The sequence below is a fragment of the Streptomyces sp. NPDC004051 genome (assembly GCF_053604275.1).
In genome coordinates this window covers 104236-124126 of the sequence record NZ_JBSGHG010000017.1, presented here as the reverse complement: position 1 = coordinate 124126, position 19891 = coordinate 104236, and the positions used below count along the sequence as shown (strand labels likewise).

Below are 19891 nucleotides of genomic sequence, written 5' to 3'. Positions count from 1 at the left end.
GCACGGAAGCCGACACACAGACCAGCACGGAAGCCGACACGCAAACCGGCGCGAGAGTCGGCGCGCGGACCGGAGCAGGAGCCGCCACGACAACCGGCACGCGGACCGGCACGGAAGCCGACACACAGACCAGCACGGAAGCCGACACGCAAACCGGCGCGAGAGTCGGCGCGCGGACCGGAGCAGGAGCCGCCACGACAACCGGCGTGGAAGTTCACGAGGGAGCCAACACGGGAGCCGGCGCGGAAACCGGCGCGCAGGCCGTGCCCGTGCCCGCCGCCGCGTCCGGGGCGCCCGCCCGCCCCTCCGGCGCCCCGCCGGTGGCGCTGGTGGCCGGGGCCTCCTCCGGGATCGGTGCCGCCGTCGCCCGCCGACTGGCCGCGCGCGGCAGCGCCGTGGCGCTGGTCGGACGCCGGAAGGCCGAGCTGGAGGAGGTCGCGGAGTCGATCCGCGCGAGCGGGGGCACCGCGCTGCCGGTGGCCCTGGACCTGGCGGAGCCGGGCGCCCCCGCCGAGGCGGTCGCCGTCACCACCGCCGCGCTGGGCCCGGTCGGCCTGCTGGTGTGCAGCGCGGGCGCGATCCGGCTGGCCCCCGTCCACGAGACCGAGGAGCGCCACTGGGAGCGGCAGGTGCGGGTGAACCTCACGGTGCCGTTCCTGCTGGCCCGTCAGGTGCTGCCCGGCATGCGGGAGCGCGGCTGCGGCTGGATCGTCACCATCGGTTCGGGCGTGGGCTGCGAGGTGGTGCCGGGCAGCGGCGGCTACGGCGTCAGCAAGCACGCCGTGCAACGGCTGACCGAGCTGGTCCACGAGGAGAACCGCGACCACGGCGTCCGCGCGGTCACCGTCGCCCCGGGCTGGGTCGCCACCCGGCTCGCGGCCCGGCCCGCGGACCTCGGGGTCCCGGAGGAGGAGGTGCTCACTCCCGAGGACATCGCGGACACCGTCGCGTGGCTCCTGGACCGGCCGGCCCGGATGAGCGTCGGCCCGCTGGTCCGCGTCGAGCCCTCGGCCGGCCGGGCGGCCGCCGGTGGCGCCATGACCCGCCATCTGACCAGGTCCCGTGCCGAGGGCGCCGGACAGGCCGCGAAGGAGACCCGCTGATGGGCAGGACCACCCTCATCGAGCACGACGTGCCGGTGGAGATGCGGGACGGGACGGTGCTGCGGGCCGATGTGTGGCGGCCCGCCGACGGCCCGCCCGGCCCCGCCGTGCTCTTCCGCACCCCGTACGGCAAGTCGCAGCTGGGGCTGGCCACCCTGACCCCGGCCCAGTGCGTGGAACGGGGCTACGCGGCCGTGGTGCAGGACACCCGGGGCCGGTTCGGCTCGGAGGGCGAGTGGGCCCCGCTGGACTGGGCCCAGGAGGGCCCGGACGGTTACGACAGCGTCGAGTGGACCGCCGGACAGCCCTGGTGCGACGGCAACGTGGCCATGGCGGGCACCTCGTACCAGGCCATCGTCCAGTGGCTGGCCGCCATGGAGAAGCCGCCGCACCTGCGGGCCCTCGCACCCGCCATGTCCACCTCGGCCCCCTTCGACGCCGAGCAGCTCGGCGGCTCCCTGCGGCTGGACCACCTCACGAGCTGGCTCGGGCTGACCGCGCTGGAGTGGGTGCAGCGCCGGGCGGCCGCGGGCGACCCGGTCGACGGGGCGATCGTGGCCGAGGTGGTGGAGCTGCTCACCACGCCCGAGGTGCCGCTGCGGCGCTGGCCGCTCGCCGCCGTCCTGGACTTCGAGGGCTTCCCCGGCAGGCTGCGGGACATCTTCGCGGGACGCGTGGCGACGATGGCCGACTACCGGCTCGGCGAGGTCGGCGTCCCCACCTTCTCGGTGGGCGGCTGGTACGACGTGTTCTCCTACGGCACGATCGAGCTGCACCGCGCCGTGCGCGCCCAGGACCCGGCGCCCGGCCGGCACGAGCTGGTGATCGGACCGTGGGTGCACTCCGGCCAACTCCCCCAGGTGCAGGGGGAGGTGAACACCGGCCCGTACGGCTCCGCGCAGGGGGCGCGGCTGGCCGATCTGCACCTGGACTTCTTCGACCGCCACCTCCGGCCGGCCGGCGACCGGCCGGACCCCGCTCCCGCCCCGGCCGGCGACGTCCGGTACTTCCTCTTCGGCGACGACACCTGGCACCGGGCGGCCGCCTGGCCGCCGCCCGGGGCCGTCGACTCGCCGTGGTACCTGGCGGGGCCCGCCGAAGGGCCCGACGGCGGCAGGCTGCTGCCCTCACCGCCCGAAGGCGGCCCGGGCCACGACACGTTCACCTACGACCCGGAGGACCCGGTCCCCTCGCACGGCGGACGGGTGCTCCAGCTCGGCCGGCTGACGGCGGGCCCGCTCAACCAGGCCCATCTGGAGGGCCGTCCGGACGTGCTCTGCTACACCTCCGAGCCGCTGGCGGAGCCGCTGGACGTGGTCGGCCGGCAGCGGCTGCGGCTGCGCTTCGGCTCGGACGCGCCCGCCACCGCCGTGGTCGCCAAGCTCACCGACGTCCACCCGGACGGACGTTCCCTGCTGGTCGCCGAGGGCAGCCTCCGGCTGGAGGCCGCCGGGGACGGCGCGCCCGACGAACCGTACGAGGCCGACGTCCTGCTCGGGGACACGGCGTGGCGCTTCGCCCCCGGGCACCGGCTGCGGGTCCACGTCACCAGCAGCAACTTCCCGCACCTGGACCGCCACCCCAACGTCCCGGGTCCGGTCGGCGAGGCCGGACACAGCCGTACCGCCCGGCAGTCGCTCTGGTACGGAGGGCCCTACCGGAGCGTGCTCCGGCTGCAGACCCTGCCCGCGCCGGACGCCGGGGAGGCCTCGTGAGCGCCGGACAGCGCGGGCCCGGCCCCGCGCCCCTGGCCGACCGGCCCCTGCCGGCCGCCGGGCGGCCCGTCGCCGTACCGGTCCAGCGCGACCCGGCGGCCCGGCCCGCTCCCCCGGGGCCGCCGGCCGATGTGCTCGACCCGGCCTCCGACGCGCTGCCGACCGCCGAGCAGTGCGTGCTGGGGCCCCTGCTCCGGCGGCGCGCCGCCGACACCCCGCAGGCGCCCTACGCGCTGATGCCGGACGGTGACGTCTGGACGTACGCGCACACGCTCCGGGAGACCGAGGAGACGGCCGCCGCGCTCCAGTCGCTCGGCGTCGCCCCGGGCGACCTGGTGCTGAGCTGGCTGCCCAACGGGCCGGACGCGCTGCGCACCTGGTACGGGACCAACGCGGCCGGCGCCGTCCTGGTCCCCCTCAACACCGCCTACCGTGGGGCGATCCTGCACCAGGTGATCGCCGACAGCGGTGCCCGGGTGCTGGTCTGCCGCCCCTCGCTGGCCGCCCGGCTGGAGGAGGCCGCCGACGGTGCCGGGGAGGTGCGCACGGTGGTCCTGCTGCCGGGCCCCGACGACGCGCCGCGTGAGGTCCGGGCGCTCGCCGACCGGCTCTCCGCACGGTTCCGGGTGCTGACCGGGCTGCGCGGGGACCGGGCCTCGTTCACCGAGCCGTCGCCCGCGCCGCAGCCCTGGGACCCGCAGACCGTCGTCTACACCTCGGGGACCACGGGCCCGTCCAAGGGGGTCGTCTCCTCCTACGCGCACCTCTACAGCAGTTGTACCGCCGCCTTCCACGGCATGGCCGGGCCCGAGGACCGCTATCTGCTGCAACTGCCGCTGTTCCACGCGGGCGGCACGATCGGCGCGTACGGGATGCTGGTGCACGGCGGTTCGGTGACGGTCGTGCCCGCCTTCTCCACCGGCGAGTTCTGGCCGCTGATCCGCCGCACCGGGACGACCCTGTGCACGCTGCTCGGCGTGATGGCGACCTATCTGCTCAAGCAGCCGCCCCTGCCGCAGGACACCGGCCATCCGCTGCGGGCGGCCTACGTCATCCCGTTCACCGAGGGGGCGACGGAGTTCGCCGAGCGGTTCGGGGTGTCGGTCCGCGCGCTGTTCAACATGACCGAGGTGTCGTGTCCGGTGCTCTCCGCCCCGGACCCCTCCCCGGGCGTCCCGATGCACTGCGGTGAGCCCCGGCCGGGCATCACCGCCCGGATCGTCGACGACCACGACCGCGAGGTGGCGGACGGCGAGACGGGCGAACTGGTGCTGCGCGCACAGCGCCCCTGGTCGTTCCTCAGCGGCTACCTCGGCCGGCCCGCCGAGACCGCGGCGGCCTGGCGCAACGGCTGGTTCCACACCGGGGACACCTTCCGGCGCGCCCCGGACGGCGGTCTGGTCTTCGTCGACCGCAAGAAGGACGCCATCCGCAGGCGCGGCGAGAACATCTCCTCCTTCGAGGTGGAGGCCGAGGCGGTGGCCCACCCGGGTGTTCTGGAGGCCGCGGCGGTGGCGGTGCCCGGCGACGAGGGCGAGGACGAGGTGCTGCTGGTGGTGGCGGGCCGCGATGCCGGCTCGCCGGTCGACCCGGCGGAGCTGCTGGAGTTCCTGAGGAAGCGGCTGGCCCACTTCATGCTGCCGCGCTACGTCCGGGTGCTGCCCGAGATCCCGAAGACCCCCACCGGCAAACCGACCAAGCACACGCTGCGCGCCGAGGGCGTGACGGCCGGGACCTGGGACAGAGAGGCCGCGGGCATCCGCATCCGCAGGGAGAAGATCGTATGAGCCAAGGCCGTATGAGTGAAGGCCGTATGAGTGAAGGTCGTATGAGCCAGGAAGCGTTCCGGACGCGGCAGCCGCACCCGGGCGAGTGGGCGGGGGCCGCCACCGAGTCCTTCGCGGACTTCGCCGAGCGGGTGGACGGCAAGGAGGACGTGCCGCTGCGTGCCCGCCTCGAGAGCGGGGTCGCCACGCTGACGCTGGACCGGCCGCACCGCCGCAACAGCCTCGATCTGACGCTCTCCCGCCATCTGCTGCTCGGGCTGATGGCGGCGGGGGACGATCCCCGGGTGCGCACGGTCGTGATCACCGGTAACGGCGGGGCGTTCTGCGCGGGCGACGACGTCGAGAGCGTACGGCGCTGGCGGCTGGGCGACCGGGTGGACACCCCCTTCGACCCCGTCACCTCGGACGCCCACTACCTGCGGGTCTGCGAGGCGATCCTGCACCTCCCCAAGCCGGTGGTGGCGGGGCTGAACGGACCGGCGGCGGGCGCGGGGGCGGAGATCGCCTGCGCCGCCGACTTCCGCCTGGCGGACACCCGCGCCGCCATCGGCAGCTGCCTGGCCGGGGTCGGACACGTGGGGAACGTGGTCCTCATGTCCCGGCTGACGGGTCCGGCGCGGGCGACGGAGATCTACCTCACCGGGCGCATGGTCTCCGGGGCCGAGGCGGTGCGCCTGGGGCTGTTCGACCGGCTCTGCGAACCGGAGGACTTCGACGGCGAACTCACGGCCCTGGCAGGCCGGTTCGCGGCGCTGCCGACCGCTTCCGTGGGGTTGTTCAAGGAGCTGCGGGAGCGGAGCTGGGGGCAGCCGGCCGAGTACGGGCTGCGGCTCCAGGACGCGTACCACCTCAAGACCCACGCCACGGTGGCCGACGCCCGCGAGGGGATGGCCGCGTTCGCGGAGAAGCGGCCGCCCCGTTTCACCGGGGGATGAACGGGCGAGGCTCCCCCCGCCCGGCCCCGGCCGGGCGGGACCGCCTCCCTCTGTGACCGTGACGAAGAAAGCAGTCCGATGAACGAAGCACCGCGGCACCGCCCTGCGGCGACCCCGCCGTCCCCCGCCCCCCTGCTCCTTCTGTTCCCTTCTCCTCCCCCTCCCTCCGCCAGGCTCGTCGGCGGCCCGTACGGGGGGTCCGTCCGATGACCGGCGTCAGCAGCGGCGAGGCCGTCGGGGCCCCGGTCGAGGAGACGGCGCACAGCGCCGTCGTCTCCGGTGCCCGGCTGCACTACTGGACCGCCGGAGGACCCGACCGTCCGACGGTCGCCCTCACCCACGGCGCGGGGGCCGACCACCGCATGTTCGATCCGCAGATCCCGGCGCTGGTCCGCGCGGGGTACCGCACCCTGCGCTGGGACGTGCGCTACCACGGAGCGTCCGCCTCCGCCACCGGCAGGTTCCGGACCGGCTACGCGGCGCAGGACCTGAGGGCGCTGCTGGACGCCGCGGAGGTACGCGGGGACGTGGTGCTGCTTGGCCAGTCGATGGGCGGCAACATCTCCCAGGAGTACCTGCGCCGACGCCCCGAGGACGTCGCCGCGCTCGTGGTGATCGGTTCCACCTCCAACACCCTGTCCATCACGCGGGGCGAGCACCGCCGGCTGGCGCTCTCCCGCGCCCTCATGCGGCTGATGCCCTACCACCGGCTCTCCCGCTGGATGGCCCAGGCGTCGGCCCAGGATCCCGGGGTCCAGGAGTACCTGCGCGAGGCCTTCGTGGCGAACGGGCGGCGCGCCTTCCTCACCACCTGGGACGGCATGACCCGCACGGTCACGCCCGACCCGTCCTACCGGGTCGACAAGCCCGAACTGCTGCTCTGCGGCGAACACGACGGCACGGGCAACGTCCGCACCGCGATGCGGCGGTGGAGCGAACGCGATCCGAACAGCGAGTTCCACCTGGTCCCCGGCGCCGGGCACGTCGCCAACCTCGACCGTCCCGAAGAGGTCAACCGGCTGATCATCGCCTTCCTGAAGGCCCTGCGGACCCGGCCGGAGGCCGACTGATCACAGTTGGTCACGGCTGGTCACAGCTAATCGCAGCCGCCCACGACCTCGCCCCCCTGAAGTTCCCCGACAACGGAGTGACCGTGAACGCACCCGCCGCCCCCGCCCCCGGCGTCCCGCACCCCGGGGCCGCGGAGGCTCCCCGTACCCGTCCGCCCGTCGTGGACGCCTGCTCGCTGCTGTACGACGACGCGGGCTGGCGGGTGTACCTGAACCGGCTCGGCGAGAACGCCCCCGAGTACCTGGACGTCTTCTCCGGCTCCTTCTGCCGGTACTTCGGGGTCTCGCACACCGCCTACCGCGAGGCGCTGGCCGTGCGCCCGCAGGACGCGTTCGACGTGCTCCTGCCGCCCGGCCGGCCCCCGTTCGACCTGGCGGCCCACCTCGCGGACCGACAGCGCCAGGGAGTGACCGGGGAGTTCGCGATGGGGTCGCCGGAGCGTCTGCCGGACGGCCGCACCGTCAACGACTGGCTGCTGGAGACCACCCGGGAGGTGCGCGACCGCGTCCGCGTCTGGGCGGGGCTCTCGCTGCGCGACCCGGCCGCCGCGCTGCGCGAGCTGGAACGGTCGCTGGCGGCGGGGGCGGCCGGGCTCTGCGTGATCCCGTTCCTGGACGGCACCGACCCGGCCGACCCCCGGTTCGCGCCGGTCTTCGACGCGGCGGCGGGGGCCCGCCTGCCGGTCTGGCTGCACACCGGCCACCACTTCGCCCGCCGCCACCCCAGCGGTCTGGGCAGCTGGCGCACGGTCGAGACGCTGGCCGGCCGCCACCCCGAGCTGCTGCTGGTGGCCGGGCACGCGGGCTGGCCCGACGTGCGGGAGACGCTGCTCACCGCGGCCCGGCACCCGGGGGTCTACCTGGAGTTCTCCTCGCACCGGCCCCGCCACATGGCAGGGCCGGGCTCCGGCTGGGAGCCGCTGCTCCACCACGCCCGGGGCCTGGCCCGCGACCGGGTGCTGTTCGGCACGTCGACCTGGGTCAACCCGGGCCCGACCCGCTCACTGGCCGACGAGCTGGCGGCGCTCCCGCTGCCCGCCGAGGTCGTCACCGCCTGGCTCTCGGGCAACGCGGAGGCCCTGACGGCCCGCTCCGCCGGGGGCGGGGCCCAGGAGGGGCCCTCGGGCGGGACCTAGGTCCCGGGGCCTATGCCGCGGCGTCTGAGACCATGGACGGCGTGACAGAGATTCGGCGCGGCACGCTTCAGGAGCAGACGTTCTACGAGCAGGTCGGCGGGGAGGAGACCTTCCGCCGGCTCGTCCACCGTTTCTACGTGGGGGTGGCGGGCGATCCGCTGCTGCGGCCCATGTATCCGGAGGAGGACCTGGGTCCGGCCGAGGAGCGGCTGCGGCTGTTCCTCATCCAGTACTGGGGCGGCCCGACGACGTACAGCCAGAACCGGGGCCATCCGCGGCTGCGGATGCGGCACGTGCCATTCAAGGTCGACCGGGCCGCGCACGACGCCTGGCTCAAGCACATGCGCGACGCCCTCGACGAGCTCGGCCTGTCCGAGGAGCACGACCACACGATGTGGAAGTACCTGACGTACGCCGCCGCCACGATGATCAACTCTCCGGACTGAGCCGGACTGAGCCGGGGCGAGCCGAACCGAGACCGATCGGCCGGACGCACGCATTCCGGTCGTCTGTCGTCGGATTCCGATCACGATCCGGTCAAGTCCGGGTCACGAGTGCTACCCCGTGACGGGCCTCCTCTGACACGATCACCCGAAGGTCCGGACGACAGGGGGAGTCTCGGGTGGGGAGCCCTGCGGGGACGGTGGGGTTCGTCCTGGCGCGTGCCCGGACGTACCGGCCGCTGCTCGCCGCCGCGCTGCTCACGATCCTGCTGACCACGGCGGTGCTGACGACCCTCACGGCGTACTCCGGCGCGATCGGCGACGCGGCCCTGCGGCACGCCCTGGGCGACCCGCGGGGCGCGGCCGGAACCACCCTCGTCGTCGAGGCGGACGTCCCCGCGCGGGAGCGCGCCGCGGCCGACGCCGCCGTACGGGACGGCGCCCGTGCCGCCTTCGACGGGCTGCCGGTGACCCTGCGCACCCTCTCCCGTTCCGGCCCGTACGCCCTGCCCGCGTCCGTGCGGCCCGCCGACGGCCGGAGCGCCTCCGACACCCCCGGCCTCACCCACCTCGCCGCCCTGGACCGCACCCAGGTGCGGATCCTCGCGGGCCGGCCGCCCGGGGCGTCCGCCGGCCCGGTGATCGAGACCGCGCTGCCGGAGGCCGCCGCCCGTCGCCTCGGCCTGGAACCCGGCACCCGGCTCACCCTCGCCGACCGGCTCGGCGGGCCCCCGGTCCAGGTGCGGATCACCGGCCTGTACCGGCCCGTGGACGCCGCCGCGCCCTACTGGCAACTGGACGACCTGCACGGCCGCGGTGTCGTCGAGGTGGACTTCACGACGTACGGCCCGCTGCTCGCCGACCCCTCGGTGCTCGGCGGCGGCCGGGTCAGCTCGGGCACCTCGGCGTGGCTCGCGTCGGCCGACTTCGCGACGGTGGACACCGGGCGGATCGACGCGCTGCGCGAGGCCGTACGGGACGGCGCCGCCGCCCTGCGCGAGGATCCGGCACTGGGCGGTTCGGCGCAGGCGACCAGCGCCCTGCCCACCACCCTGGACCGGATCGAACGCTCCCTGCTGGTCTCCCGCTCGACCCTGCTCGTCATCGCCCTCCAGCTCGTCCTGCTGGCCGGCTGCACCCTGTTCCTGGTGGCCCGGCTGCTGAGCGCCGAACGCGCGGGCGAGACCCGGGTGCTGCGGGCGCGCGGCGGTTCCCGCGCCCAGGTGGCCCGGCTCGCCGCCCTGGAGGCGCTGCTGCTGGCGGTGCCCGCGGCGGCCTGTGCGCCGCTGCTGGCGGGGCCGCTCACCGGGCTGCTCGCCGGGCGGGGCGCGCTCGCCCGGATCGGGCTGCACCTGGACACCTCGGTCGGTGCGGTGGCCGGACGCGGCTCCGTGTGGCTGGTGGCGGCGGGGGTGGCGGTGGGCTGCGCGCTGGCCGTCACGGTGCCCGCGCTCACCTCCTCCTTCACGTCCTTCACGGCCGGCCGGGACCGGCCGCTGCCCGGCGTGGTCCGCGCGGGCGCGGACGTCGGGCTGCTGGCGGTGGCCGCCGTGGCGTACTGGCGGCTGAGCCGTCAGCCCTCCGGGGCGCTCGGCGCCCACCTCGGCGTCGACCCGCTGCTCGTCACGGCCCCGGCGCTGGCCCTGCTGGCCGGCACCGTGCTCACGCTGCGGCTGCTGCCGCCGCTGGCGCGGCTGGCGGAGCGCCGGGCGGCCCGCGGCCGGGGGCTGCCGGGGGCGCTGGCGGGCTGGCAGTTCAGCCGCCGGCCGATGCGGGGCGCGGGCCCGGTCCTGCTGCTGGTGCTCGCGGTGGCGCTGGGCATGCTGGCGATCGGCCAGGGCTCCTCGTGGCAGCGTTCGCAGGACGACCGGGCGGACTTCCGGGCCGGCGCGCAGGTGCGGGTCCTGGGCGCCGGGAAGAGCGAGCCGGGCAGCACCGGGGCGTACGCGGCCGTCCCCGGCGTGGAGGCGGTCGCGCCCGCGTACCGTGCGTCGGTGCCGCTGTCCGGCGACCGGACGGCGACCGTGCTCGCGCTGGACACCGGGCGTGCGGCGGACACCGTGCTGATGCGTTCCGACCTCGCCCCCGAGCCGGCCGGCCCGCTCCTGGAAGGCCTGGCGCCGAAGGGCGGGACGGCGGGGGTGCGGATACCCGAGGGCACCGCGCGCCTGACCCTGACGGCCCGGATCCGGGGCGCGGGCCCCGGGACCACGGCCGATGTCGGGGCCACCCTGACCGACCCCTACGGAATCCCGTACAGGCTCGGCCTGGGCCGGCTCCGCGCCGACGGCCGCCCCCACCCGCTGACCCTCGACCTCACCTCGGTCGCCGAGGCGACCCCCGGGGAACCGGGGCGACCGGGGCGACCGGGGCGACCGGGGGACCTGACCCTGACCGGGCTCCGGCTCGACCTGGCCCAGCCGGTCGGGAAGACCGAGAACCACCGCTTCACCCTGACCGGGCTGACCGCCACGGACACCGACGGCCGGGCCCGGCCCCTCGCCCTGCCCACCGACTGGGCGACGTCCTCGCGCCTCACGGTCACGGGGACCGCCCCCGAGACGGGCCCCGGACCGACCGGCCCCCGGCTCACCACCACCGACCCGCCGACCTTCGCCTACGGCACCGGCCACATCCCGGAGGACGGCTTCTGGAACTCCCCGCTGCTCAGCGTCCGGCTGCAGATCCCGCAGCCGGGGGCGGCCGAGGTCACCGCGATCGCCACCGACCGCTACCTGGCCTCGACGGGTGCCCGCCCCGGGGAACGCGTGGACGTGACGATCGACGGCTCCACCCTGCCGGTGCGGATCACCCACGCGGTGCGGGGGCTGCCGTCCGCGCCGACCGGGGGCAGCGGCGACGGCGGGGCCCTGCTGCTGGACCTGCGGGCCGTCAACCGGGCGCTCCAGAGCAGCGAGGGCGGGAGCGTGCTGCCCACCGAGTGGTGGCTGCGGACCGCGCCGGGCGCGTCGGCGCGGGTGGCCGCGGCGCTGCGGGACCGGCCCGACGTGGAGCCGTCCCGGGTGGTGGCGCGGGACGAGATCGCCGCGGAGCTGCGCGACGACCCGTTCGGCGCGGGGCCCGAGGCGGCGTTCACCGCGGCGGCCTTCGCGGCGGCGGCGCTGACGGCGGTGGGGTTCGCGGTGAGCGCGGCCGGGGCGCTGCGGGAGCGGTCCGCCGAGTTCGCGGTGCTGCGCGCCCTGGGCGCCTCGCGGCGGCGGCTGGCCCGGGTGGTGGTCCTCGAGCACGGGGTGCTGGTCGCCCTGGGGTCGGCGGTGGGCGTGCTGTGGGGCGCGGTGCTGGCGCGGGCCGTGATCCCGCTGATCATGCTGACCCCGGACGCCGCCCGCCCGGTGCCTCAGGTGCTGGTGGAGCTGCCCGTGGGACGGGTGGCCGTGCTGCTGGCCGCGGTGGCCGCCACTCCGCTGCTGGTCACCGCCGTCCTGGCGGTGCGCAGGGTCGACCCGGTGACCTCGCTGCGGGAACGGGGAGGTGAATGAGGTGACCGTCCGCTCCCCGAGGCCGCGCGTGGCCGCCCCCTGGGTGCGCACCCGGCTGCGGGCCGCGCCCGGGGCCGCGCTCGCGCTGGCGCTGCTGGTGGCCGTGACCGCGTTCCTGGCCGCCGTGCTGCCGCGCGCGGTCGACCGGTACGGCGACGCGGGCCTGCACCGGGCCCTGGAGTCGGCCGGACCGGACAGCACCGGCGTGCACCTGGCCGCGCCGTCGCCCGACATCACCCTGCCCCGGGAGGAGCGGGAGGCGGCCGTGCGCGGGGACGCGCTCGGCGCCCACCGGTCCGAGCTCCTCGTCCTGGCCGGACGGTCCCTGCCCCTCGACCCGCACCAGTCCTCCTCCGGTGTGCGCACCTCCGAGCCCCAGGAGATGTCCGAGTCCTGGCTGCCCCGGCCGGACGGGCTGCCCGCACACCTCTACCTCCTCGCGCAGGACGGGCTCGCCGGCCACTCCCGGCTGCGCGAGGGCCGGCTGCCGAAGGCCCCGGACACGGTCACCGCCGCGACGACCCGGGTCGAGGGCGCCGTCACCACCGACACGGCCGGGGACCTGGACATCGAGGTGGGCTCCGTCCTGACGTTCCCCGGCGTGGCGCGCGCTCCCCTCCAGGTGCGGATCACCGGCATCGTCGAACCGCGCGACCCCGAGGGCGCGTACTGGTCGACCGACCCCCTGATGCGCACCCCGGGCCTGATGGCCCTCCCCGGCGACCCCGACGTCCGGCGGTACTGGACGGGCTCGCTGCTGCTGCCGCCGGACGCGGCCCCGGCCCTGCTGAGCACGGCCGGGAGGCCCTGGCGGTACTGGGGGCTCGCCCCGTCCGTCCCCGACCTGCACGGCCATGACGTGCCCCGGCTGACGTCGGCCGTCGCGGCCGTGGAGTCCGGTCCGGTGCTCCAGCGGATGCGGGAGGCCACCGCGCTCGACCTCAGGGCGAGCACCGAGCTGGACGACGTGCTCATCGGCCACACCGGGCTGCGCACCGCCATCGGTCCACTGGTCTCCGTCGCCGCCTTCGGCACCGGCACGGTCGCCGTCGTCGTCCTGCTCATGGCGGGCGGTCTCGCCGCCGACCGGCGCCACGGCGAACTCACCCTGCTGCGCGCCCGCGGCGGCTCCCTGCGCGGCACCGCCGGCCGGCTGCTGGCCGAGACCTCGGTGGTCGCCGTGCCGGCGGCCGCCCTCGGACTGGCCGCGGCCTGGCTCACGGTCCGCGAGGCCCGGCCGGCGTACTCCGTGGCCGCCGCCGGCGCCGTCGCGCTCCTCGCCTGCCTGGCCCTGCCCCTGCGGGCCCTCGTCGCGCACCGCGCCGTCCGCGTGCACACCGGGCGCCGGGACGTCATCGCGGCCCGTCCCGCGCGGCGCCGCACGGTCGTCGAACTCACCCTGCTCGCCCTGGCGGTGGGCGCGGTCGTGGCGCTGCGCACCCGCGGCACGTCGGGCGGGCCGGACGCCTCCGGGGACCATCTGGTGTCCCTGGCCCCGGTGCTGGTGGGCGTGATCGCCGCGCTGGTGCTGGTACGGCTGTACCCGCTGCCCCTGCGCGGGCTGGCCCGCCCGGCGGCACGGCTGCGGGGCGTGGTCGGCCCGCTGGCCCTGGCCCGCGCGGGCCGTGCCTCCGGCTCCGCGGTGCTGCCCCTGCTGGCCCTGCTCACCGCGCTGACCACGGCCGCCTTCGGTGGTTCCGTGCTCAGCGGCGTGACCGACGCCCGGGACCGGGCGGCCCTGCTCACGGTCGGCGCCGACGCCCGCGTGAACGCGCTCCACGTGCTGCCCGCCGGCCTGGCCGACCGGGTCCGCCGGGCGCCCGGCGTCCGGGAGGTCACCGCCGTCAGCGTCGCCCACCACGCCCAGCCCTCGCAGGGCACGGTCCCGGTGGCCGGGGTCGACCCGGCCGGCTACGCGGCCCTCACCCGGCACACCGGCGTCGGCGCCTTCGACGGGGACGTCCTGGCGCCGGGCGGGTCGGACACCCTGCCCGCCGTGGCCTCCCCCGGGGTCGCCGACCGCCACGGCGCCCGGCCCTTCGCGGTGCGCATGGAGGACGGCAGCTCGATCACCGTGCGGATCGTGCTGGTGCGGGAGCGGACCCCGGCCGTCGTCGGCGAGGAGTTCCTGGTCGTGGACCGGTCCGCGCTCTCGGACCGCGCCGCCCGCCCGACCGCGCTGCTGGTGACCGGCGACCGGGTGGACGGGGCCGCGCTGCGCCGGGCGGCGGACGGCGGCGGGACGTCGGTCCAGGTGCGCGCCGAGGAACGCGCCGGATACGTCGACTCGCCCCTCCAGTCCGGCGCCGAACGGGTCTACACCACGGCGGTGGCGGCGGGCGCCGGGTACGCCGTGCTCGCCCTGCTGCTGACCCTGGTGCGGGCCGCCCCCGAACGGGCGGCGCTCCTGGCCCGTCTGCGCACCATGGGCCTCACCCGCGCCCAGGGCCGCCGCCTGCTCGTCCTGGAGTCCCTGCCGCAGGCCCTGCTCGCGGCGGCCGGCGGCGCCCTCACGGCGTGGGCGACGATCCGGCTGCTCGCCCCCGGCATCGACCTGACGGCCGTCGCCCTCCCGGCGACCGGGTCCCCGGCGGGCCGGGCCACCCTGCTCACCGACCCGGTGTCGCTGCTGGTGCCCGCCCTGGCGGTGCTCGTGCTCACCGTCGGGATCGCGGCGGCACAGGCCTGGTGGACGGGCCGCCGGGACGCGGTGCGCGAACTGCGGGCGGGTGACGCCCGCTGACCGTACGGACCCGCTCCCGCCGGACCCTGCCCCCTACCGATCCCCCGCCAGGAGGCGCCGCACGATGCCCCCGACGACCCCGACGCCCCGGACGACCCCGAACCCCACGCTGGCCGAGCTGGCCCACCGGGTCGCCGCCGACCGCGAGCGTCCCGCCTTCGGCCATGACGCGCTCATCACCTGCGACCGTCTGGTGCGGGTCTTCACCGCGGACGGCGTGGAGGTGCAGGCCCTGCAGGGCCTCGACCTCCTGGTGCGCGAGGGCGAGCTGATGGCCCTGGTGGGCGCGTCCGGCAGCGGCAAGTCGACCCTGATGAACATCCTGGCCGGTCTGGACACCCCCACCGCCGGGGCGGCCCGGGTCGCGGGCCGCGACCTGCTCGCGATGACCGCGAAGGACCGCCTCGCCTACCGCCGCGAGGTCGTCGGCTTCGTCTGGCAGCAGACCTCCCGCAACCTGCTGCCGTATCTGACCTCGGCGCAGAACGTCGCCCTGCCGATGCGTCTGCGCGCCGCCGCCCGGGGGCGCTCCGCCCGCCGGGCCCGCGCCGAACGCGTCGGGGAACTGCTGGAGTTGCTGGAGGTCGCCGACTGCCGCGACCGGCTCCCGCACCAGATGTCCGGCGGCCAGCAGCAGCGCGCCGCCATCGCCGTGGCCCTCGCCAACGACCCGTCGGTGCTGCTCGCCGACGAGCCGACCGGCGAGCTGGACTCGCACACCGCGGAACAGATCTTCGCCGCGTTCCGCACCGCGAACGAGCGGCTCGGCACGACCATCGTGATCGTCACCCACGACCAGGCGGTGGCGAGCGAGGTCCGCCGCACGGTCGCCATCCGCGACGGCCGCACCTCCACCGAGGTCCTGCGCCGCAGCGAGGTCGACGCCGCCACCGGCCACGAGACCGTCGTCGCCCGCGAGTACGCCATGCTCGACCGGGCCGGCCGCCTCCAGCTCCCCGCCGACTACACCCGGACCCTGGGCATGCGCGACCGCGTCGCCCTGGAACTGGAACCGGACCACATAGCCGTCCGCCCGGACGACAGCGAGCGCACCGAGGACTGAGGAGGGAGGAGGGCGGGGCGCCGGTGGGGACGGCGGCCTCAGCGCACGCTGAGGCCGAGCGCCCCGAGCCCCGCGCGCCGCAGGGCGACGGACCCGTACGGCGTCCGCAGCCGGAGCCAGGCGCCGGAGACCAGCAGCACCGGCACGCCGTCCGCGCCCGCGGGCCCGGGGGGCCGGAGGAAGCCCAGGGACTGGGCCGCGTGCACGGCCCGCACCGGGAGGTCGGTCCGGCCCACCGTGCGGGACCAGATCTCCCGCCCGATCCGGTCGAGTTCGGCCCGGGTGCGCGACTCGGCGGTCAACGCCTCGGTACGCGTCCGGAACTCGGTGACCGCGGCGGCGACCAGCGCGCGCAGGGCGTCCGGCGCGGGCAGCCCCGGTGCTGCGGCCTGCCAGCCCCCGCGCGGGGGCAGCACGCCGGCCCACGGCGGCCCGGTCACCGCGGCCGGCACCACGGCGGTGCCGGCCGTCTCGTCCACCGATTCCAGCAGCTCACCGGCGGACACCGTGACGTCCAGGGTGACGTCGAGACCGTCCTCGTACGGCTTGGCCAGCCGCACGGAGCGGATCGCCAGCACCTCGAAGGAGGGAGGACGGCCGAACACGGCCAGCGCGGTGCCCGACGCCTTCAGGCGCACGGCGGCCGCACGGTCGTAGTGGAGCAACCGGGAGAGGAAGGCCGCGAGATCCGCCGCCTCCCTCTCGTCGGCGAGGTGGAGCGCCGTCATGCCGCGACGGCCTCCTCCTGCTCGGCGTCGGCGGTCCCGTCGCCCTCGCCGTCCGAGCCGTCCGTGTACTCCAGGAGGAACTCCTTCTCCTCCGCGGTGAGACGGCGCGGACGCTGGGCCTCGAAGTCGAACGGCACGATCACCGTCGACGCGCGGACGTAGACGAGGTCGTCGTCCTTCACCTCGTAGGTGAGGGTGAAGGACGCCGCCCTGATCTCCGTGACCCACAGCTCGATGTCGACCGGGTGGTGCCGGTGGACGAGCTGCCGCTTGTAGTCGATCTCGTGGCGCGCCACCACGGACCCCTGCTGGAAGTCCTTCTCCGGGCGGAACAGGAAGTCGATACGGGCTTCCTCCAGGTAGCGGAGGAAGACCACGTTGTTGACGTGGCCGTACGCGTCCATGTCCGCCCAGCGCAGCGGGCAGCGGTAGATGTGCCGCAAGATCGATCAGCCCCGGGTCAGCTTCTTGTAGGTGGCGCGGTGCGGACGCGTGGCGTCCGGGCCGAGCCGCTCGACCTTGTTCTTCTCGTACGACTCGAAGTTGCCCTCGAACCAGAACCACTTGGACTCGCCCTCGTAGGCGAGGATGTGCGTGGCGACCCGGTCCAGGAACCACCGGTCGTGGGAGATGACCACGGCGCACCCGGGGAACTCCAGGAGCGCGTTCTCCAGGCTGCTGAGGGTCTCGACGTCGAGGTCGTTGGTCGGCTCGTCGAGGAGCAGCAGGTTGCCGCCCTGCTTGAGGGTGAGCGCCAGGTTCAGCCGGTTGCGCTCACCGCCGGAGAGGACACCGGCGGGCTTCTGCTGGTCCGGCCCCTTGAACCCGAAGGCGGACACGTACGCCCGCGAGGGCATCTCGACCTGGCCCACGTTGATGTAGTCCAGCTCGTCCGACACGACCGCCCACAGCGTCTTCTTGGGGTCGATGTTGGCGCGGGTCTGGTCCACGTAGGAGATCTTGACGGTGTCGCCGACCTTGACCGTCCCGGAGTCGGGCTCCTCGAGGCCCTGGAGCATCTTGAACAGCGTGGTCTTGCCGGCGCCGTTCGGGCCGATGATGCCGACGATGCCGTTGCGCGGCAGTGTGAAGCTGAGATCGTCGATCAGCAGCTTGTCGCCGAAGCCCTTGGTGAGGTTGTTCACCTCGACGACGACGTTGCCCAGCCGCGGGCCCGGCGGGATCTGGATCTCCTCGAAGTCCAGCTTCCGCATCTTGTCGGCCTCGGCGGCCATCTCCTCGTAGCGCGCCAGACGCGCCTTGGACTTGGCCTGGCGCCCCTTGGCGTTGGACCGCACCCACTCGAGCTCGTCCTTGAGGCGCTTCTGCCGCTTGGCGTCCTTGGCGCCCTCGACCTTGAGGCGGGCGGCCTTGGTCTCGAGGTACTTGGAGTAGTTGCCCTCGTAGCCGTGCAGCCGGCCGCGGTCGACCTCGCAGATCCACCCGGCGACGTTGTCCAGGAAGTACCGGTCGTGGGTGACGGCGACGACGGTGCCCTCGTACTTGGCGAGGTGCTGCTCCAGCCAGTTCACGGACTCGGCGTCGAGGTGGTTGGTGGGCTCGTCGAGGAGCAGCAGGTCGGGCGCCTCGAGCAGCAGCTTGCAGAGCGCGACGCGGCGCTTCTCACCACCGGAGAGGTTGGCGACGGGCCAGTCGCCGGGCGGGCAGCCCAGGGCGTCCATGGCCTGCTCCAGCTGGGCGTCGAGGTCCCAGGCGTTGGCGTGGTCGAGCTGCTCCTGCAGCTTGCCCATCTCGTCCATGAGCTCGTCGGTGTACTCGGTCGCCATCTGCTCGGCGATCTCGTTGAACCGGTCGAGCTTGCCCTTGGTCTCGGCGACACCCTCCTGGACGTTCTCCAGGACGGTCTTCTCCTCGTTCAGCGGGGGCTCCTGCAGCAGGATGCCCACGGTGTAGCCGGGGGTGAGGAAGGCGTCGCCGTTGGACGGCTGCTCCAGCCCCGCCATGATCTTCAGAACGGTCGACTTACCGGCACCGTTCGGACCGACGACACCGATCTTCGCCCCGGGGTAGAAGCTCAGGGTGACGTCGTCGAGGATCACCTTGTCGCCGTGCGCCTTGCGCGCCTTGCGCATGGTGTAAATGAACTCAGCCAAGAGAAACCGTCCGGCAGCTTGAAATCAGGCAGTGGGCAGATACACCCCATCTTGCCCGACCGCCACCCCCAGGGGGAAACCCGTTCGCTCCGCCCTCTTCGATTCGGGGTTTCACGAGGCTGTGATCAGCCCTCCCGGGCCGTCTCGCGCTGGCGGGTGACGACCAGGGCCGTGCCGCCGAGGACGACCAGGGTGATGGCGGTGCCGACGATCCAGGGGGCGAGGCCGGAGGCGCCGGTCGCGGCGAGGTTGACGTCGGTGGCCGTGCCGCCGAGGGGGGTGGGGGTGGGCCCGCTGAGGGTGTGGACGTCCACGCCGGTCTCGGCGGCCCGGGTCCGGCAGTCGAGCAGGCCGGTGAACCGCTGCTGGAAGCCGTCCGAGCCGAGCACCGTGACGTCGTACGCCCGGTCCTCGGCCAGCGGGACCGTCACCGTGCGGGACCCTCCCGGCTCGACGGTGTACTCGCGCTCCGCGAGCTCGAAGGCGAAGGGCTCGTCGTCCTGGTTGACGGCGGTGACGTCGACGCCGCCCTCGGCGCAGTTCGTCCGGGCGGAGACGGCCGGTATCGCGCCCCGCTCCGCCCAGGTCGCGCTCGCCGTCGCGGAGACCGTCGAGGTGCTGGAGCCGGCCAGGATCTGGGTCTGGCTGCGGCTGTCGGAGGCGAAGGCCCGGCCGACCGGCACGGTGGTCGAGGCCTGCACGGTCAGCTCGACCGTGTCCGCCGGCGCGTCCTCGGGTATCTCGAAGAACACCTCGCCGCCGTCCGTCGCCGTGGTGACGGGCTCGCCCGCCCGGTCGACGATCCGCACCCCGCTCGTGGCGGCGTCCGCCGGCGGTGACACCGTGACGCCGTCCGCGTCCGTGCGCACCGTCACCGGGCCGAGCAGTTCACCCGGACGGCCGGAGACGGCCGGCGGCTCCAGGGTCAGCGACGCCCTCGGCTCCCGCCGGCTCCGGGCGCTCTTCTCCAGGTAGTCGGCGAGCTGCTCCGCCTGGGGGTCCACGGCCTCCACGTCCACGTCGTCGGAGTGGCGCCAGATCGCCACCTGCGTACCGGCCGCCGCGTCCTGCTCGGTGAGCTGGCCCCGGACGCCCGCCCGTTCGGCGAGCGCCGCGAGGTCGTTCACCTGGGGGTAGGAGTTGCGCAGGATCCAGTGGATCCGGCCCGCGTCCTCGTCGGCCCCCAGCGAGGTCCCGTTCCACGGGGCTTCGTAGTACTTGGCGTCCGTCTGCGTGGGGGTGTGGATGTCGACGCCGTACGTCTGCAGCATGCCGCCGCCCTCGACGGACATCTCGAACAGTCCCGCCGACACCCGCTGGTCCCCGCCGGCGCCCCGGATCACGGCCTCGCCGTACGTCTTCAGGCCCTCCACCGTCGCGGCCGCCCCGCCCTCACCGCGCGCCGTGCCGGACGTACCGGAGGCGGCGGTGGCCGTCCCGGCGCCGGCCAGCACGCCGGCGGCGACGAGTCCGGACACCAGCGTCCCGGCGGCGAGACGGGTCACCGTCGCACGCCGGGGCGCGGAGCACGCAGAGAACACAGAGCACGCGGAC

The 19891-nt window shown here is 75.3% G+C and carries 14 protein-coding genes; 10 read left to right on the top strand and 4 right to left on the bottom strand.

The genetic code is table 11. The features are described from left to right. Positions 1-206 precede the first annotated feature (206 nt). From ACWEQO_RS19550 to ACWEQO_RS19505, 10 genes are all read left to right on the top strand, one after another. Positions 207-1103, top strand: coding sequence for an SDR family oxidoreductase (locus ACWEQO_RS19550; protein ID WP_452984584.1), 897 nt, complete (start codon positions 207-209; stop codon positions 1101-1103). After that, positions 1103-2818 carry a CocE/NonD family hydrolase gene (locus ACWEQO_RS19545; RefSeq protein ID WP_452984582.1) on the top strand — a complete coding sequence of 572 codons (1716 nt, stop codon included), beginning with the start codon at positions 1103-1105 and terminating at the stop codon, positions 2816-2818. Before ACWEQO_RS19550 ends, ACWEQO_RS19545 begins: the two co-directional genes overlap by 1 nt. Next, positions 2815-4605, top strand: coding sequence for an ATP-dependent acyl-CoA ligase (locus ACWEQO_RS19540; protein ID WP_452984580.1), 1791 nt, complete (start codon positions 2815-2817; stop codon positions 4603-4605). The genes ACWEQO_RS19545 and ACWEQO_RS19540 overlap by 4 nt, the downstream gene beginning before the upstream one ends. A gap of 41 nt (positions 4606-4646) precedes the next feature. Beyond that, complete coding sequence (locus tag ACWEQO_RS19535; RefSeq protein WP_452984578.1) at positions 4647-5540, top strand: enoyl-CoA hydratase/isomerase family protein; 894 nt, start codon at positions 4647-4649, stop codon at positions 5538-5540. 206 nt (positions 5541-5746) lie between these two features. After that, on the top strand, positions 5747-6610 hold the full coding sequence (locus tag ACWEQO_RS19530) for an alpha/beta fold hydrolase (RefSeq protein WP_361460947.1): 864 nt from the start codon (positions 5747-5749) through the stop codon (positions 6608-6610). 83 nt (positions 6611-6693) lie between these two features. Next, positions 6694-7746: an amidohydrolase family protein gene (locus ACWEQO_RS19525; RefSeq protein ID WP_452984576.1), complete on the top strand. Its 1053-nt coding sequence runs from the start codon at positions 6694-6696 to the stop codon at positions 7744-7746. A gap of 32 nt (positions 7747-7778) precedes the next feature. Further along, positions 7779-8192, top strand: coding sequence for a globin (locus ACWEQO_RS19520; RefSeq protein ID WP_361460943.1), 414 nt, complete (start codon positions 7779-7781; stop codon positions 8190-8192). A gap of 176 nt (positions 8193-8368) precedes the next feature. Continuing rightward, entirely contained in the window at positions 8369-11689 is a 3321-nt protein-coding gene (locus ACWEQO_RS19515) for an FtsX-like permease family protein (RefSeq protein WP_452984573.1), read from the top strand. A gap of 1 nt (position 11690) precedes the next feature. Beyond that, positions 11691-14432, top strand: coding sequence for an FtsX-like permease family protein (locus tag ACWEQO_RS19510; protein ID WP_452984571.1), 2742 nt, complete (start codon positions 11691-11693; stop codon positions 14430-14432). Positions 14433-14496: 64 nt separating this feature from the next. Next, complete coding sequence (locus ACWEQO_RS19505; RefSeq protein WP_452984569.1) at positions 14497-15495, top strand: ABC transporter ATP-binding protein; 999 nt, start codon at positions 14497-14499, stop codon at positions 15493-15495. A 38-nt stretch (positions 15496-15533) separates the two neighbouring features. Here ACWEQO_RS19505 and ACWEQO_RS19500 read toward each other — a convergent pair whose 3' ends face one another. The 4 genes from ACWEQO_RS19500 to ACWEQO_RS19485 all read right to left on the bottom strand — a co-directional run bounded on the left by ACWEQO_RS19500 (position 15534) and on the right by ACWEQO_RS19485 (position 19878). Then, positions 15534-16223: a hypothetical protein gene (locus ACWEQO_RS19500; protein ID WP_452984567.1), complete on the bottom strand. Its 690-nt coding sequence runs from the start codon at positions 16221-16223 to the stop codon at positions 15534-15536. Beyond that, positions 16220-16666, bottom strand: a complete 447-nt coding sequence (locus ACWEQO_RS19495) for an acyl-CoA thioesterase (protein ID WP_361460935.1) — start codon at positions 16664-16666, stop codon at positions 16220-16222. The genes ACWEQO_RS19500 and ACWEQO_RS19495 overlap by 4 nt, the downstream gene beginning before the upstream one ends. A 6-nt stretch (positions 16667-16672) precedes the next feature. Next, entirely contained in the window at positions 16673-18337 is a 1665-nt protein-coding gene (ettA, locus tag ACWEQO_RS19490) for an energy-dependent translational throttle protein EttA (RefSeq protein ID WP_361460933.1), read from the bottom strand. A gap of 125 nt (positions 18338-18462) precedes the next feature. Next, positions 18463-19878 (bottom strand): TQXA domain-containing protein, encoded by a 1416-nt coding sequence (locus ACWEQO_RS19485; protein WP_452984564.1) that lies wholly within the window; start codon positions 19876-19878, stop codon positions 18463-18465. Positions 19879-19891: the final 13 nt, after the last annotated feature.